Source organism: Alteromonas sp. 14N.309.X.WAT.G.H12, from assembly GCF_036697315.1.
In the GTDB taxonomy this organism is placed as follows: Bacteria; Pseudomonadota; Gammaproteobacteria; order Enterobacterales; family Alteromonadaceae; genus Alteromonas.
Map to the genome: position 1 here is coordinate 13,118 of NZ_JBAHZB010000015.1, position 13,335 is coordinate 26,452.

Consider the following 13,335-nt stretch of genomic DNA (forward strand, 5'->3'; position numbering starts at 1 on the left):
AGGCGATGTTTTCACCAGATAACTGTTATACTAGGGGCAAATTAAATTAAAAAAGAGAGTACATGAACGACGATCCCCATTTTCAACGAGAAAAAGAAAAATACGACAAACCGGTAGCTAGCCGGGAATTTTTAATGTCTGTAATGAAAGAACAAGGCAAGCCTTTGTCCTTTCTTGAAATTTGCTCGTTAGTAAATGCAACCGATGAAGAGAGCCGCATCGGCATCCAAAGGCGCCTCCGCGCTATGGAAAGACAAGGCCAAATTCAATTCAATAAACAGAAAAAGTACGCATTGCAGAACCGCGACGAACTGATCCGCGGTCGGGTTATTGGTCACCGCGACGGCTTTGGCTTTTTACGTCCGGAAGATAACAGCGGCGATTTATACATTACAGCAGGTCAGATGAACCTGTTTATGCACGACGATATTGTGGAAGCCCGAGAAAGTGGCACTGATCGTCGGGGCAGACGAGAAGCCTTTATCAATCAGGTGATTGAACCCCGTAGCGAGCCTATTGTTGGCCGCTTCTTCGTTGAAAATGGCATGGCGGTTGTCGTGCCAGACGATAGTCGCTTGCAGCACGAAATTATTATTCCACCCGACGCCACGAAAGGGGCGAGAATGGGTCAGGTTGTGGTGGTGGAAATCACCCAACGTCCCCGTCGGCGGGTGAGCCCGGTGGGGAAAATCATTGAAATTCTGGGTGAACATATGGCACCTGGAATGGAAATCGAAATGGCCCTGCGCACCTACGATATTCCTCATGTTTGGCCCAAAGCGGTCGAGCGTTATGTGACAAAGTTCGGTAATGAAGTGCCTGAAGAAAGCAAAACCGGCCGCGTCGATCTGCGACAATTACCATTAGTAACCATTGATGGCGAAGATGCCAGAGATTTCGATGATGCGGTCTTTTGTGAACCGCTGGATAATGGCGGTTGGCAGCTATGGGTGGCCATTGCCGATGTCAGTAGCTATGTGAAACTGGGCACCGCACTAGACAACGAAGCACAGAACCGGGGAAATTCGGTTTATTTCCCTGAGCAAGTGATCCCCATGTTGCCTGAAGTGCTGTCTAACGGATTGTGTTCACTGAACCCCGAGGTCGATCGCCTTTGTATGGTGTGTGAAATGACCATCACAGAACAGGGGAAACTAGACGGTTTTCAGTTTTATGAAGCGGTGATGAATTCCCACGCAAGACTGACCTACACAAAAGTTTGGCAAATCCTGCAAGGGGATAAAACCTTAAATCAGCGGTATGCTGAACAAGTACCCCACTTACGTAATTTGCATGATTTATATCGGGCGTTAAAAAAATCCCGACTGCAACGGGGAGCCATCGAATTTGAAACCCAGGAAAGCAAGTTTGTTTTCAATGCCCAGCGCAAAATAGAGAACATCGTGCCGGTGGTACGCAACGACGCTCACAAAATGATTGAAGAATGTATGATCATGGCGAACGTCAGTGCGGCACAATTTCTTGAGAAGCATGCTATGCCCGCCCTTTATCGGGTGCATGATAAACCGGATGCCGACCGGCTGACGGCCTTTACTGCTTATTTAAGTGAAATTGGTGTGCCTCATCGCATAACCGAAGAGGCAAAGCCGGCAGATTTTACCGATGTGGTAAACAAAACCAAAGGCAGACCGGATCAAGAATTGATCCAAACCATGTTATTGCGTTCGATGAAGCAAGCCGTTTATGGCGGCGATAATGTGGGGCACTTTGGCTTGGCACTTGATGCGTATGCGCATTTTACCTCGCCTATTCGTCGGTATCCTGATCTCGTGGTCCATCGGGCAATTAAAGCCATACTCAAAAAACAGAAACAAAAGGTACACGGTGCCAAAGCCTATACCGATGAAGAAATCGATCAGTTAGGTGAACAATGTTCCACCACCGAACGTCGGGCCGATGACGCCACCCGTGACGTATCGGATTGGCTAAAGTGTGAATTTATGCAAGATCACGTGGGCTCAAGTTTTGAAGGCGTGGTGAGTTCCGTTACCAATTTCGGGCTGTTTGTACGCATTACCGAATACCATATTGATGGCTTAGTTCACATAACCTCCTTAGACGATGATTACTACCGTTATGACGATGTTAAGCAAACCCTAGTAGGTGAGTCTGGCGCTCGTCAATTCCGTTTGGGCGATACGCTTATTGTGAAAGTGGCTGCTGTTAATTTGGATGAACGGAAAATCGATTTGGTGTTAGACAGTGCAACCTTAAAAGGGCCTGGCGGTAAAAAAGTCAGCGTGCGTGCTAAATCGGGTAAAAAAGAACGGGGCCGTAACGACGGTGGTCGCAAAGAGAATAACAAGCGCAAGGCGACCAACGGTAAACAGCAACAAGATAAAAGTAATAACGCAGAACGTGGCCCGAAAAAGTCCCGTTCCCGTGCGGGTAAAGGTAAAAAGAAATAGATGGCACAACAAGAATGGCTATATGGCCTGCATGCCATGCAGGCAGTACTGGAAAATGAGCCAGAACGGGTAATTGAAATATTTGCGCTAAAAGGCCGGGATGATGCCCGCTTAACCCAAATTGTTAATCAAGCTCGCCGTTTTGGAATTAGTGTTCAGTTTTGTCAGCGCAAAGTCTTGGACGACAAAGTGCAGGGTGAACAGCACCAAGGCGTCGTTGCTAGGGCTAAGCCGCAACGGGCGATGGATGAAAATGATTTAGACCGGTTACTTGAGAACCACTCTGAGCCTTTCATCTTGGTTCTTGATGGGGTTACCGATCCTCACAATATCGGTGCGTGTTTACGTACCGCTGACGCCGCCGGTGTTCATGCGGTGGTGGTTCCTAAAGATAAAGCCGGTGGATTGACTGCAACAGTACGTAAAGTGGCTTGCGGCGCTGCCGAATCCGTCCCCTTTATACAGGTAACGAATTTAGCCCGTACTTTAAAACATATGCAGGATAAGGGCGTGTGGGTCACAGGTACGGCTGGCGAAGCGCAACAAACCCTTTACGATGTAAGCCTGACCGGACCAACGGCACTGGTGATGGGCGCGGAAGGCAAAGGCATGCGGCGTTTAACCCGCGAGCATTGTGACCAGTTGATTAAATTACCCATGGCCGGTGCCGTGTCCTCGTTGAACGTTTCTGTGGCGACGGGCGTTTGCTTGTATGAAATAGTTAGGCAACGTCAGCAATAAAAGATTATATTACGGGGTCAGCGTTTGCATTTTGTACGTCGTGCTACCTGTTTTTTTTCGAAAATGACTTGAAATTTTATCGAAATATGCAAAGTGTTACATTTGTAAAGATTTGGTAAAGCTATGAACTAGCCTCGGTCTCGTTAAGACTTAACAGGGTAATATAATGCTGTATAATGCGGCTTCGCTGTAGAATGTGGCTTCGGCAAATGTCGTTGCTCAAACACCACTTTTAGTTAAGGATTTACGTTTTTATGGTATTTCGAACACTCACGTCGCTGATGAAATTAGCAGCCGTGCTCGCCGTAACTGCAGGGCTTACTGCCTGTGGTGGCAGTGGCAGCTCTGATTATTCATACGCTTATTTACAGTTTTATAATGCTTCTCCTAATGGTTCCACGGTTTATATGCAGGATGAAGATGGCGATGATTTAGGGTCAGCCCAATTCGGTGATACTACGTCGTTGATATCACTTGATTCTGGTAGCACAGATTTAGAGTTTGTCCGCTTAGATTCAGACGATGAAGAAGTCTCGTTACATGAAATGACCGTGAAACTTAAAACCGGTTACAAAACCCTTATTGTATTAAGTGGTGATTTTGATGATCCCGATTGGACTGAATTTCAGTTTAAGCGTGAATCTCTTGACGACCATTTCCGCCTGTTCGTAACCAGCGTGCGCGAAGATCAAAGCCAGTATGATTTCTACATGAGTGAAAACGGTGACCCCTTCGAAGCGGCTTACTACTTAGGCACTATGACCTATGGTGAGTTAAACGAACTTGAATACTGGGATCCAGATGACGACAGCGACGATTTCGACGAAGACGAATATACCATCTACATAACCGAACCCGGTGAAACTGATGTATTGCTAGAATCAACCACATTGGATTTTGATTACGACACTGAGTATGTACTTGCAGTACGTGACTTAAGTGGTGCATTGGATGATAGCGATAGTATGTCTGTAGATGCGATATTAAATTCAACCTCTGTGACTAATATTACCGATGTTGATGCTGATGCCCAGTACCGTATTTACAACAGTACAGACTATGATGTTACTGTGACCTTTGGTGGTGAAGATGGCGTAGATGATACGGTGTTGACGTTGAGTGCTGACGAATTATCTGACTTTTCTAATATTAGCTATGGTGACTATCGCATCACAGTAGAAAGTGATGACTCCGACATTACGTCGCTGAATAATAAGCTTGTTACCTTAAACCAAGGTGAAAGTAAGGCAATCATGATTGACTTAGCCGGTAGTAAATTCAGTGCTAACTCCTTTGTAGAAAGTGATCTGCCTCAGTCTTATGACAAGACTGTGAGTTTTGTGAACTTATCCGATGACTTCGATGACATCGATTTTTACTTGGTGCGTAATGATGAAACCATTGATACCGCCGACTATTACAAATTGAACATGGAATTTGAGGAAAGTGGCACATTGGTTCTGCCTGAAGATTACTACGAAGTTATTGCTGTATACGAAGATGATAACGATGAGCAAATCTTACTGGATAGAACCGAGCTGTATGGTTTCACCGAAGATGAAAACTACATTGTTACTCTTGAACCTTCAGCAGATTCTACTACCGGTTATGAGGTCAATATCCTGTATTAATAGAGCGGTTGACGCCTAACTGGCCGGCATCTTAATGCCAATAAAAGCGGCAGATATTTCCTTTGGATTTATCTGCCGTTTTTTTATATAGGTGTTATTCTTAAACAAGGCTATCTATGAATGTGTATTAACCGTTTTGGTTGTGTAGTTATCACGTAGAGTCGCAAGGGAAGGTGGATCAGGAATATTAAACGCATGGTGAATGTATGAGTTGCAGAGATTTATGAATTTACTAAAAGCGCTTCACGAAATATCTTCTGATGAGCAAACATCAACCGACGAAAAATTAGATCGTTTGCTGCGCTTAGGTCTTGATGCCTTGGGTATGGATATCGGTCTGGTAAGCCGAATCAACGAAAATGATTACACTGTTATTGCCGCTGTTACGCCAGATAACAGCATAGAGAAAAACACGGTTTTTCCGCTGGCTGATACATTCTGCAAAGATACGCTAAAAGCAAAATCCATTGTGGCTTACCACAACGTGATCAAACATCCTGGCATTACTCACCCCGCGTATCAGAGCTTTTCTTTAAAAAGTTATATTGGCATACCCTATTTCGTTAATGGCATTCGTCAGGGTACCGTGAACTTTTCCAAACCGGATGAGCGAAACGAACCTTTTGCCGCCCATGAACAAGATTATATTGTTTTACTGGCCGAATGGGTGGGCTCAGAGCTCTCTCGCCAAGAGCAGGTTGCCCAATTGCTGGCCCACCAGCGGATCATGCAGCACCAGAACCGCCTACATGCACAAATGGCAGAACTTGCACGGGTAGGGACCTGGGAAGTGGATTTGGAAACCGGCAATGTGTGGTTCTCTGATGCGCTGCGAGCCCAGTATGAAGTGCCGGATAATTATCCCCTTACCTGGGACGTCACGAAAAACTTTATCTTCCATGAAAACGATCGCCAGATTATTGAAAATATGCTCAACACCTCTTTTAAAACGGGGGAGCCCTGGTCCTATGAATTTGAAGCCGTGTCATATAATGGCAAGCGATTTTGGGTGCAAACACAGGCAAAACTGTATGAAGTGGGCGATGGCTCTAAACGTTTTTTCGGGGCAGCCCAAGATGTCACCCATCGGGTACTTGTTGCTAAAGAATTGGAAAATCGACGCCAATTGGCAGAACAAGCGTTGCAATCTCGAAGTCTTTTTTTGGCCAATATGAGCCACGAAATTCGTACGCCCATCAATGGAGTGGTGGGGATGCTCGATGCGTTAGCGAAAACGGCGTTATCACCTAAGCAAAAAGAGTATTGTCAGCTCGCCAGTCAAAGTGCCGATAGCTTATTGCAGATCATCAATGACGTACTCGATTTTTCAAAAATCGATGCCGGTGAACTGGAACTTGAAAGCGTGCCGCTTAATATTAGTAAAATCGTGAAAGAACAGCAGCGCGTCTTTGCTATGTCGGCACAGAAAAAGCAGTTAGCCCTAAGTGCCGACACCGAAGAAACCGACAGCCTAATGCTTAAAGGGGATCCTACCCGCATTCGGCAAATCCTGACCAACTTGCTCAGTAATGCCATTAAATTTAGTCACCAAGGCGAAGTGAGTATTAAAACCAGGGCGATGGAAAAAACAGATCGCCAATATCTGATACAAATTGAAGTAAAAGATACTGGCGTAGGGATCGCACCGGAACACCAATCGGCTATCTTTTCTGCTTTTCAGCAGGGCGACAGCGACACCACCCGTCGTTTTGGTGGCACCGGACTCGGTTTATCTATCGTTTCGCAAATTGCCGAGAAAATGAATGGCGGTATCAGGGTTAAAAGTAAGTTGGGTGAGGGATCACGATTTATCGTCGCCTTGTCATTACCCGTATGCGAAGACAAGCTTGTGGAAAAAGAAAGTGGCGAAGCGGCGATACCTGTTCGACACTATCAATTGGATGATAAACGGGTCTTAGTGGTGGAAGACAATGAAATTAATCAAATTGTTGTTACTGAGCAATTGCGGGCATTTAGCATTACCCCGGAAATTGCGGCGCATGGGGCAGAGTCGGTGGAGATGGTTGTGCAAAGCCTTTCGTCGGGTCATCCTTACGATCTTATTCTAATGGATTGTCAGATGCCTATCATGGATGGTTATCAGGCAGCGAAAAAAATCCGCAAACTGGGCGAGGCCGCACAGTTAATTCCCATTATTGCCCTTACAGCGAATGTGTTAGTGGGGGAAAGAGAAAAATGTATTTTAGCCGGTATGAACGATTATTTAACCAAACCTGTAGATTCAGAGCAATTTGTTCGTTGCATTAATCGCTATTTACTGGCTTAATGTACCCGTACGCCGGTGCTTGATGGCAAACCCATGCCTCAAAACCCTTTCTTCGTGCATCGGCTAAAAATAATTCACTTTACCGCTATCACTTCTTCATCATTTCTGTTATCATTTCGCGCCCTTTTTGTGGGGGTATGTATATAAAAACGACAATTTGTGTTGTTTTTAGCAGCGAAACGACTCGTATGAGTCTTAATTTTAGAGCGGAGCACTAACATGATCCAAATGCAAACTAACCTGGACGTTGCAGATAACAGCGGCGCTCGCAGGGTTCAGTGTATTAAGGTTCTTGGTGGCTCGCATCGCCGTTATGCAGGTATCGGTGACATCATCAAAGTTACCGTCAAGGAAGCAATTCCTCGCGGTAAAGTTAAAAAAGGTGACGTACTGAACGCAGTGGTGGTGCGTACTAGAAAAGGCGTTCGTCGTGCAGATGGTTCAACCATCCGTTTTGACGCAAACGCGGCTGTATTGTTGAATAACAATAAGCAACCTATTGGTACGCGTATCTTTGGACCGGTAACCCGTGAGTTGAGAAGTGATAACTTCATGAAAATCATCTCATTGGCCCCAGAGGTACTATAAGGAGTCACGATAATGGCTAGAAAAATTCGTCGTGATGATGAAGTAGTCGTATTGGCGGGTAAAGACAAAGGCAAACAAGGCAAAGTCCTGAAAGTGTTGGTGTCTGAAGACCGTGTAGTTGTAGAAGGTGTAAACCTTGTCAAGAAACATCAGAAGCCTAACCCTCAACTGGGTCAAGCTGGCGGTATTATTGAAAAAGAAGCATCTCTGCACGTTTCTAATGTAGCGGTTGTTAACCCGGCAACGGGCAAAGCAGATCGCGTTGGTTTCCGCACTGAAGACGGTAAGAAAGTTCGTTTCTTTAAGTCTAGCGGTGAACTTGTTTAATTAATTGGAGAGTACGATGGCGAAACTGCATGATTTCTATAAAGAAACAGTAGTAGCTGACCTTGCGAAGCAGTTCAGTTACAAAAGCGTCATGCAAGTCCCTCGGATTGAAAAAATCACCCTGAACATGGGTCTGGGTGAAGCTGTAGCAGACAAAAAAGTACTTGAACACGCGACTGCCGATATGGCTGCCATCGCGGGTCAAAAACCTGTTGTAACTGTTGCACGTAAATCTGTTGCGGGTTTTAAAATCCGTGAAGGTTATCCGATTGGCTGTAAAGTAACCCTACGTGGCGAACGTATGTGGGAATTTTTAGAGCGTTTGATTTCAATCGCAATTCCTCGTGTACGTGACTTCCGTGGCTTAAGCGCAAAGTCTTTTGACGGTCGTGGAAACTACAGCATGGGTGTTCGTGAACAAATCATCTTCCCTGAAATCGATTTCGATAAAGTGGATAAGGTTCGCGGTATGGATATTACTATCACTACCAGCGCAAAAACTGATGATGAAGCACGTGCTCTGTTGACCGCGTTCAACTTCCCATTCAGAAAATAAGGGGTGTAGGGTTATGGCAAAAGAATCAATGAAGGCCCGCGAAGTAAAGCGTACAAAGCTTGTAGCTAAATACGCAGAAAAGCGTGCCGCACTTAAAGCGATTATCAGCGATGTTAACGCCTCTGAAGAAGAGCGTTGGGATGCTGTTCTGAAGCTACAACAACTGCCACGTGATTCGAGCAAAGCACGTCAGCAAAATCGCTGCCGCGTAACTGGTCGTCCACATGGTTACCTACGCAAATTCGGTCTGAGCCGTATCAAGCTTCGTGAAGCTGCGATGCGCGGTGAAGTCCCTGGCCTTAAAAAAGCCAGCTGGTAAGGAGTAGCTAAAATGAGCATGCAAGATCCTATCGCGGATATGTTTACCCGCATCCGTAACGGCCAGATGGCACAGAAAGTTTCTGTGGTAATGCCTTCTTCTAAACTTCGCACAGCAATCTGTGAAGTATTGAAATCTGAAGGTTATATTACAGATTACTCTGCGTCTGGTGACGTTAAGCCTACTCTTGAAGTGACACTTAAGTACTTTGAAGGTAAGCAAGTAATTGACACTATTGAACGTGTAAGCCGTCCTGGTCTGCGCATCTATAAGAAAAAAGATGAGCTGCCAAAAGTTATGGGCGGTCTGGGCGTTGCTATCGTGTCGACTTCTAAAGGTGTGATGACTGACCGTGCAGCGCGTAAAGCTGGCATGGGCGGTGAGATCATCGGTTATGTTGCGTAATCGGAGGAGTTGAAATGTCACGAGTAGCAAAAGCCCCCGTTAACGTTATTTCTGGTGTAGAGATTTCTATCTCTGGTCAAGAAGTAACGGTTAAAGGTAAAAAAGGCACCCTAACACGCGTTTTTAACAACGCTGTTGAAGTTGTACAAGAAGAGAACCAGTTGAAAGCTTTACCTCGCGAAGGTTTTGCTGATGCATGGGCTCAAGCTGGTACCGCTCGCGCGCTGTTGAATTCTATGGTTCAAGGTGTGTCTGAAGGTTTCGAGAAAAAACTACAGTTGCAAGGTGTTGGTTACCGTGCGCAAGCACAAGGTGCCAAACTGAACCTAACATTAGGTTTCTCGCACCCTGTAGTTTATGAAATGCCAGAAGGCATTACAGTTGAAACTCCTAGCCAAACTGAAATCGTCGTCAAAGGCGCCGATAAGCAGGTGGTAGGACAGGTCGCGGCGAACATTCGCGCGTATCGTCCACCAGAGCCTTACAAAGGTAAAGGTGTTCGCTATGCAGACGAACAAGTGCGTCGTAAAGAAGCTAAGAAAAAGTAGGTGGGTGATACGATGGATAAGAAAACATCACGCTTGCGTCGCGCAACTCGCGCACGCGCAAAAATTCGTGAATTGGCCGCGCATCGCCTGGTAGTAAACCGTACACCTCGCCACATCTATGCACAGTTAATCGCGCCTAGCGGTTCTGAGGTGTTGGCATCGGCTTCTACCGTTGAAAAAGATCTGGCTAAGGATCTGAAGTCAACTGGTAACGCTGAAGCAGCAGCTATTGTTGGTAAAGCAATCGCTGAACGTGCTATCGAAAAAGGCATCAAAGATGTTGCTTTCGATCGTAGCGGTTTCAAATACCACGGTCGCGTAAAGGCATTAGCTGATGCAGCTCGCGAAGCTGGTCTTCAGTTCTAGGAGTGAAGAATAATGGCTAAACAAGAAGTTCAAAACGGTGAACTGTTAGAGAAATTGATTGCTGTAAACCGCGTTTCTAAAGTGGTTAAAGGTGGTCGTATCTTCAGTTTCACTGCATTGACAGTAGTAGGTGACGGCAATGGCCGTGTTGGTTTTGGTTACGGTAAAGCACGTGAAGTGCCAGCTGCTATCCAAAAAGCGATGGAGAAAGCCCGTCGCAACATGGTTAACGTCGATCTGAACGGTCACACATTGCAGCATCCGATTAAAGGTCGTCACTCTGGCTCTAAAGTTTACATGCAGCCTGCATCTGAAGGTACCGGTATTATTGCCGGTGGTGCGATGCGTGCAGTACTTGAAGTAGCTGGTGTGCAGAACGTACTTTCAAAATGCTACGGCTCTACAAACCCAATCAACGTTGTTCGTGCAACAATTAACGCGCTGACAGAGATGAACTCTCCAGCAAGTGTTGCCGCTAAACGTGGATTGTCTGTAGAAGAAATTTTGGGGTAATCAGACATGGCAACGATTAAAGTAAAGCAAACAAAAAGTGCAATTGGCCGTTTGCCAAAGCACAGAGCGACGCTTAGGGGCTTAGGCCTTCGTAAAATCAACCATGTCCGTGAGTTGGAAGACACCCCAGCAGTACGTGGCATGATCAACCGTGTAAATTACATGGTTGAAATCGTGGAGGAGTAAGATATGCGTTTAAACACAATTTCTCCTGCAGAAGGTTCAAAACCATCAGCTAAGCGCGTTGGCCGCGGTATTGGTTCTGGTCTGGGAAAAACTGGTGGACGTGGTCATAAAGGCCAAACCAGCCGTTCAGGCGGTTCCATCAAGCCAGGCTTTGAAGGTGGTCAAATGCCACTTCAGCGCCGTCTGCCTAAATTCGGTTTCACATCGCGTAAAAGCTTTGTGTCTGATCAGGTAACACTGACCGAAATTGCTAAGGTAGAAGGTGATACAGCTTCTTTGGAAACTTTGAAAGCTGCAGGTCTTATCAAGAAAGATGTGCAGTTCGTAAAAGTAGTAAAAAGTGGCGAAGTATCGCGCGCTGTTACAGTTAGCGGGTTGAAGGTTACTAAAGGTGCGCTTGAAGCAATTGAAGCTGCCGGCGGTAAAGTAGAGGAATAAGCTAGATGGCTAAACCAGGATTGGATTCAGGCGCGAAAAGCGGCTTGAGTGAGCTAAAGTCAAGGTTGTTGTTCGTACTCGGTGCGATTATCGTATTCAGACTGGGCTCTTATGTGCCTATTCCTGGCATCGATGCAGCAGTACTTGCTGAGTTGTTTGAGCAACAAAAAGGTACCATCGTAGAAATGTTTAACATGTTCTCCGGTGGTGCGCTTGAGCGTGCATCCGTTCTGGCTTTGGGCATTATGCCATACATTACTGCATCGATTATTATGCAGTTGCTCACGGTGGTTCATCCACCGATGATGGAGCTTAAAAAAGAAGGCGAAGCAGGCCGTCGTAAAATAAGTCAGTACACCCGTTATTTAACGCTTGTACTGGCCACATTCCAATCTATTGGTATTGCGACGAACCTGCCTAACCTAATTAATGGTTTGGTTATAGACCCTGGCTTCGGATTCTACTTTACAGCAGTAGTCAGCTTAGTCACTGGAACTATGTTCCTTATGTGGCTGGGTGAGCAGATTACTGAACGGGGTATCGGTAACGGTATCTCTATATTGATATTTGCTGGTATTGTTGCCGGTCTACCTACAGCGATTGGTCAGACAGCGGAACAAGCAAGACAGGGCGACATTAACTTATTGTTCCTGATGTTAATTGGCGTAATTGTCATTGGCTTAATTTATCTTGTCGTGTTCGTAGAACGCGCACAGCGTCGTATTGTTGTGAATTATGCAAAACGTCAGCAGGGCCGTAAGGTTTTCGCTGCACAGAGCACACACTTACCGCTGAAGGTGAATATGGCTGGTGTTATTCCACCAATTTTTGCTTCCAGTATCATTTTGTTTCCTTCCACCATTGCTGGTTGGTTTGGACAAAATGAATCTACAGCGTGGTTACAGGATATAGCATTAATGCTTTCCCCTGGTCAGCCCCTGTACGTGATGTTGTACGCAACAGCTATCATTTTCTTCTGTTTCTTCTATACTGCGTTGGTGTTTAACCCGCGTGAGACAGCCGATAACTTGAAGAAGTCTGGTGCGTTCATTCCTGGTATTCGTCCAGGTGAGCAAACGTCACGTTATATCGATAAAGTAATGACTCGCCTTACACTGGCTGGCGCACTTTACATAACCTTTATTTGTTTGGTGCCTGAATTCATGCTTATCGCGTGGAATGTGCCGTTCTACTTCGGTGGTACGTCGCTTCTGATTATCGTGGTTGTTATCATGGACTTTATGGCACAGGTGCAGACACATTTGATGAGTAGTCAATACGAGTCTGTTCTGAAGAAAGCTAATCTAAAAGGCTACGGTCGCTAAGATTAGTGCACTACGGAGTGATGTAATGAAAGTTCGTGCATCAGTAAAGAAGATTTGCCGTAACTGTAAAATTATTAAGCGCAACGGTGTTGTGCGTGTGATTTGCAGTTCTGACCCTAAGCATAAGCAGCGTCAAGGCTAATCAAAAAGCGGTTAATAAGTTCGAACGGTAAGCTGAACCTTATACTGGGTTCAGCTTATGTTATTTCGTTTTTATGAACCTTAAGTTGCAATTTTGTCGTCGGGTAAGTATCCTATCGGGCTTTTTAGGTCGTCGACATTAAATTTTAAGAGGAGTGCTGTTAATGGCCCGTATCGCTGGCATTAACATTCCTGAACACAAGCATACTGTAATCGCGCTTCAAGCGATTTTCGGTATCGGCGCAACTCGTGCTAAAGAGATCTGTGCCAATGCTGGTGTTGCAGAATCAACAAAAGTAAAAGAGCTTGACGAAGCAACTGTAGAGAAGCTTCGTGAGCAAGTGGCTAAGTTCACTGTTGAAGGTGATCTTCGTCGTGAAGTCTCTATGAGCATCAAACGTCTGATGGACCTGGGTTGCTTCCGTGGCATCCGCCACCGTCGTAGCTTGCCTCTACGTGGTCAGCGCACTAAAACTAATGCGCGTACCCGTAAAGGTCCTCGTAAGCCAATTAAGAAGTAAGCGGGGGAATAAGT

The 13,335-nt window shown here is 45.7% G+C and carries 17 protein-coding genes; all 17 read left to right on the forward strand.

What is annotated here, in order from left to right:
* Positions 1 to 62 precede the first annotated feature (62 nt).
* Positions 63 to 2,429, forward strand: coding sequence for a ribonuclease R (gene rnr / locus V5298_RS06995; protein WP_332930749.1), 2,367 nt, complete (start codon positions 63 to 65; stop codon positions 2,427 to 2,429).
* The gene (rlmB, locus tag V5298_RS07000) at positions 2,430 to 3,170 is read left to right on the forward strand and encodes a 23S rRNA (guanosine(2251)-2'-O)-methyltransferase RlmB (RefSeq protein ID WP_332930750.1); all 741 of its coding nucleotides are present in this window, start codon (positions 2,430 to 2,432) and stop codon (positions 3,168 to 3,170) included. It begins immediately after the preceding gene.
* A gap of 254 nt (positions 3,171 to 3,424) precedes the next feature.
* Complete coding sequence (locus tag V5298_RS07005; RefSeq protein WP_332930751.1) at positions 3,425 to 4,801, forward strand: DUF4397 domain-containing protein; 1,377 nt, start codon at positions 3,425 to 3,427, stop codon at positions 4,799 to 4,801.
* Positions 4,802 to 5,024: 223 nt separating this feature from the next.
* A complete protein-coding gene (locus tag V5298_RS07010) occupies positions 5,025 to 7,088 on the forward strand; it encodes a GAF domain-containing hybrid sensor histidine kinase/response regulator (protein ID WP_332930752.1) in 2,064 nt (687 codons plus the stop codon).
* A 219-nt stretch (positions 7,089 to 7,307) separates the two neighbouring features.
* Positions 7,308 to 7,676 (forward strand): 50S ribosomal protein L14, encoded by a 369-nt coding sequence (rplN, locus tag V5298_RS07015; protein WP_070125772.1) that lies wholly within the window; start codon positions 7,308 to 7,310, stop codon positions 7,674 to 7,676.
* Positions 7,677 to 7,688: 12 nt separating this feature from the next.
* Complete coding sequence (rplX, locus tag V5298_RS07020) at positions 7,689 to 8,003, forward strand: 50S ribosomal protein L24 (RefSeq protein WP_332930753.1); 315 nt, start codon at positions 7,689 to 7,691, stop codon at positions 8,001 to 8,003.
* 16 nt (positions 8,004 to 8,019) lie between these two features.
* Complete coding sequence (rplE, locus tag V5298_RS07025) at positions 8,020 to 8,559, forward strand: 50S ribosomal protein L5 (protein ID WP_332930754.1); 540 nt, start codon at positions 8,020 to 8,022, stop codon at positions 8,557 to 8,559.
* Between the two features lie 13 nt (positions 8,560 to 8,572).
* Positions 8,573 to 8,878 (forward strand): 30S ribosomal protein S14, encoded by a 306-nt coding sequence (gene rpsN, locus V5298_RS07030; protein ID WP_216026981.1) that lies wholly within the window; start codon positions 8,573 to 8,575, stop codon positions 8,876 to 8,878.
* 12 nt (positions 8,879 to 8,890) lie between these two features.
* Positions 8,891 to 9,283 (forward strand): 30S ribosomal protein S8, encoded by a 393-nt coding sequence (rpsH, locus tag V5298_RS07035; RefSeq protein ID WP_332930755.1) that lies wholly within the window; start codon positions 8,891 to 8,893, stop codon positions 9,281 to 9,283.
* Positions 9,284 to 9,297: 14 nt separating this feature from the next.
* Positions 9,298 to 9,831: a 50S ribosomal protein L6 gene (rplF, locus tag V5298_RS07040; RefSeq protein ID WP_332930756.1), complete on the forward strand. Its 534-nt coding sequence runs from the start codon at positions 9,298 to 9,300 to the stop codon at positions 9,829 to 9,831.
* A gap of 12 nt (positions 9,832 to 9,843) precedes the next feature.
* A complete protein-coding gene (gene rplR, locus V5298_RS07045; RefSeq protein ID WP_216028233.1) occupies positions 9,844 to 10,197 on the forward strand; it encodes a 50S ribosomal protein L18 in 354 nt (117 codons plus the stop codon).
* A 12-nt stretch (positions 10,198 to 10,209) separates the two neighbouring features.
* A complete protein-coding gene (gene rpsE, locus V5298_RS07050) occupies positions 10,210 to 10,710 on the forward strand; it encodes a 30S ribosomal protein S5 (RefSeq protein ID WP_332930757.1) in 501 nt (166 codons plus the stop codon).
* A 6-nt stretch (positions 10,711 to 10,716) separates the two neighbouring features.
* On the forward strand, positions 10,717 to 10,896 hold the full coding sequence (gene rpmD, locus V5298_RS07055; RefSeq protein WP_332930758.1) for a 50S ribosomal protein L30: 180 nt from the start codon (positions 10,717 to 10,719) through the stop codon (positions 10,894 to 10,896).
* Between the two features lie 3 nt (positions 10,897 to 10,899).
* A complete protein-coding gene (gene rplO / locus V5298_RS07060; RefSeq protein WP_332930759.1) occupies positions 10,900 to 11,334 on the forward strand; it encodes a 50S ribosomal protein L15 in 435 nt (144 codons plus the stop codon).
* A gap of 5 nt (positions 11,335 to 11,339) precedes the next feature.
* Entirely contained in the window at positions 11,340 to 12,659 is a 1,320-nt protein-coding gene (gene secY, locus V5298_RS07065; protein WP_332930760.1) for a preprotein translocase subunit SecY, read from the forward strand.
* A gap of 25 nt (positions 12,660 to 12,684) precedes the next feature.
* Positions 12,685 to 12,801 carry a 50S ribosomal protein L36 gene (gene rpmJ / locus V5298_RS07070; RefSeq protein ID WP_073325329.1) on the forward strand — a complete coding sequence of 39 codons (117 nt, stop codon included), beginning with the start codon at positions 12,685 to 12,687 and terminating at the stop codon, positions 12,799 to 12,801.
* Between the two features lie 163 nt (positions 12,802 to 12,964).
* Entirely contained in the window at positions 12,965 to 13,321 is a 357-nt protein-coding gene (rpsM, locus tag V5298_RS07075) for a 30S ribosomal protein S13 (RefSeq protein WP_216028228.1), read from the forward strand.
* The last annotated feature ends 14 nt before the right edge of the window (positions 13,322 to 13,335 follow it).

Bases quoted from the DNA above. Each gene is read 5' to 3' on its own strand.
- rnr (WP_332930749.1), top strand. From the start codon at position 63: ATGAACGACGATCCCCATTTTCAACGAGAAAAAGAAAAATACGACAAA.
- rlmB (WP_332930750.1), top strand. From the start codon at position 2,430: ATGGCACAACAAGAATGGCTATATGGCCTGCATGCCATGCAGGCAGTA.
- V5298_RS07005 (WP_332930751.1), top strand. From the start codon at position 3,425: ATGGTATTTCGAACACTCACGTCGCTGATGAAATTAGCAGCCGTGCTC.
- V5298_RS07010 (WP_332930752.1), top strand. From the start codon at position 5,025: ATGAATTTACTAAAAGCGCTTCACGAAATATCTTCTGATGAGCAAACA.
- rplN (WP_070125772.1), top strand. From the start codon at position 7,308: ATGATCCAAATGCAAACTAACCTGGACGTTGCAGATAACAGCGGCGCT.
- rplX (WP_332930753.1), top strand. From the start codon at position 7,689: ATGGCTAGAAAAATTCGTCGTGATGATGAAGTAGTCGTATTGGCGGGT.
- rplE (WP_332930754.1), top strand. From the start codon at position 8,020: ATGGCGAAACTGCATGATTTCTATAAAGAAACAGTAGTAGCTGACCTT.
- rpsN (WP_216026981.1), top strand. From the start codon at position 8,573: ATGGCAAAAGAATCAATGAAGGCCCGCGAAGTAAAGCGTACAAAGCTT.
- rpsH (WP_332930755.1), top strand. From the start codon at position 8,891: ATGAGCATGCAAGATCCTATCGCGGATATGTTTACCCGCATCCGTAAC.
- rplF (WP_332930756.1), top strand. From the start codon at position 9,298: ATGTCACGAGTAGCAAAAGCCCCCGTTAACGTTATTTCTGGTGTAGAG.
- rplR (WP_216028233.1), top strand. From the start codon at position 9,844: ATGGATAAGAAAACATCACGCTTGCGTCGCGCAACTCGCGCACGCGCA.
- rpsE (WP_332930757.1), top strand. From the start codon at position 10,210: ATGGCTAAACAAGAAGTTCAAAACGGTGAACTGTTAGAGAAATTGATT.
- rpmD (WP_332930758.1), top strand. From the start codon at position 10,717: ATGGCAACGATTAAAGTAAAGCAAACAAAAAGTGCAATTGGCCGTTTG.
- rplO (WP_332930759.1), top strand. From the start codon at position 10,900: ATGCGTTTAAACACAATTTCTCCTGCAGAAGGTTCAAAACCATCAGCT.
- secY (WP_332930760.1), top strand. From the start codon at position 11,340: ATGGCTAAACCAGGATTGGATTCAGGCGCGAAAAGCGGCTTGAGTGAG.
- rpmJ (WP_073325329.1), top strand. From the start codon at position 12,685: ATGAAAGTTCGTGCATCAGTAAAGAAGATTTGCCGTAACTGTAAAATT.
- rpsM (WP_216028228.1), top strand. From the start codon at position 12,965: ATGGCCCGTATCGCTGGCATTAACATTCCTGAACACAAGCATACTGTA.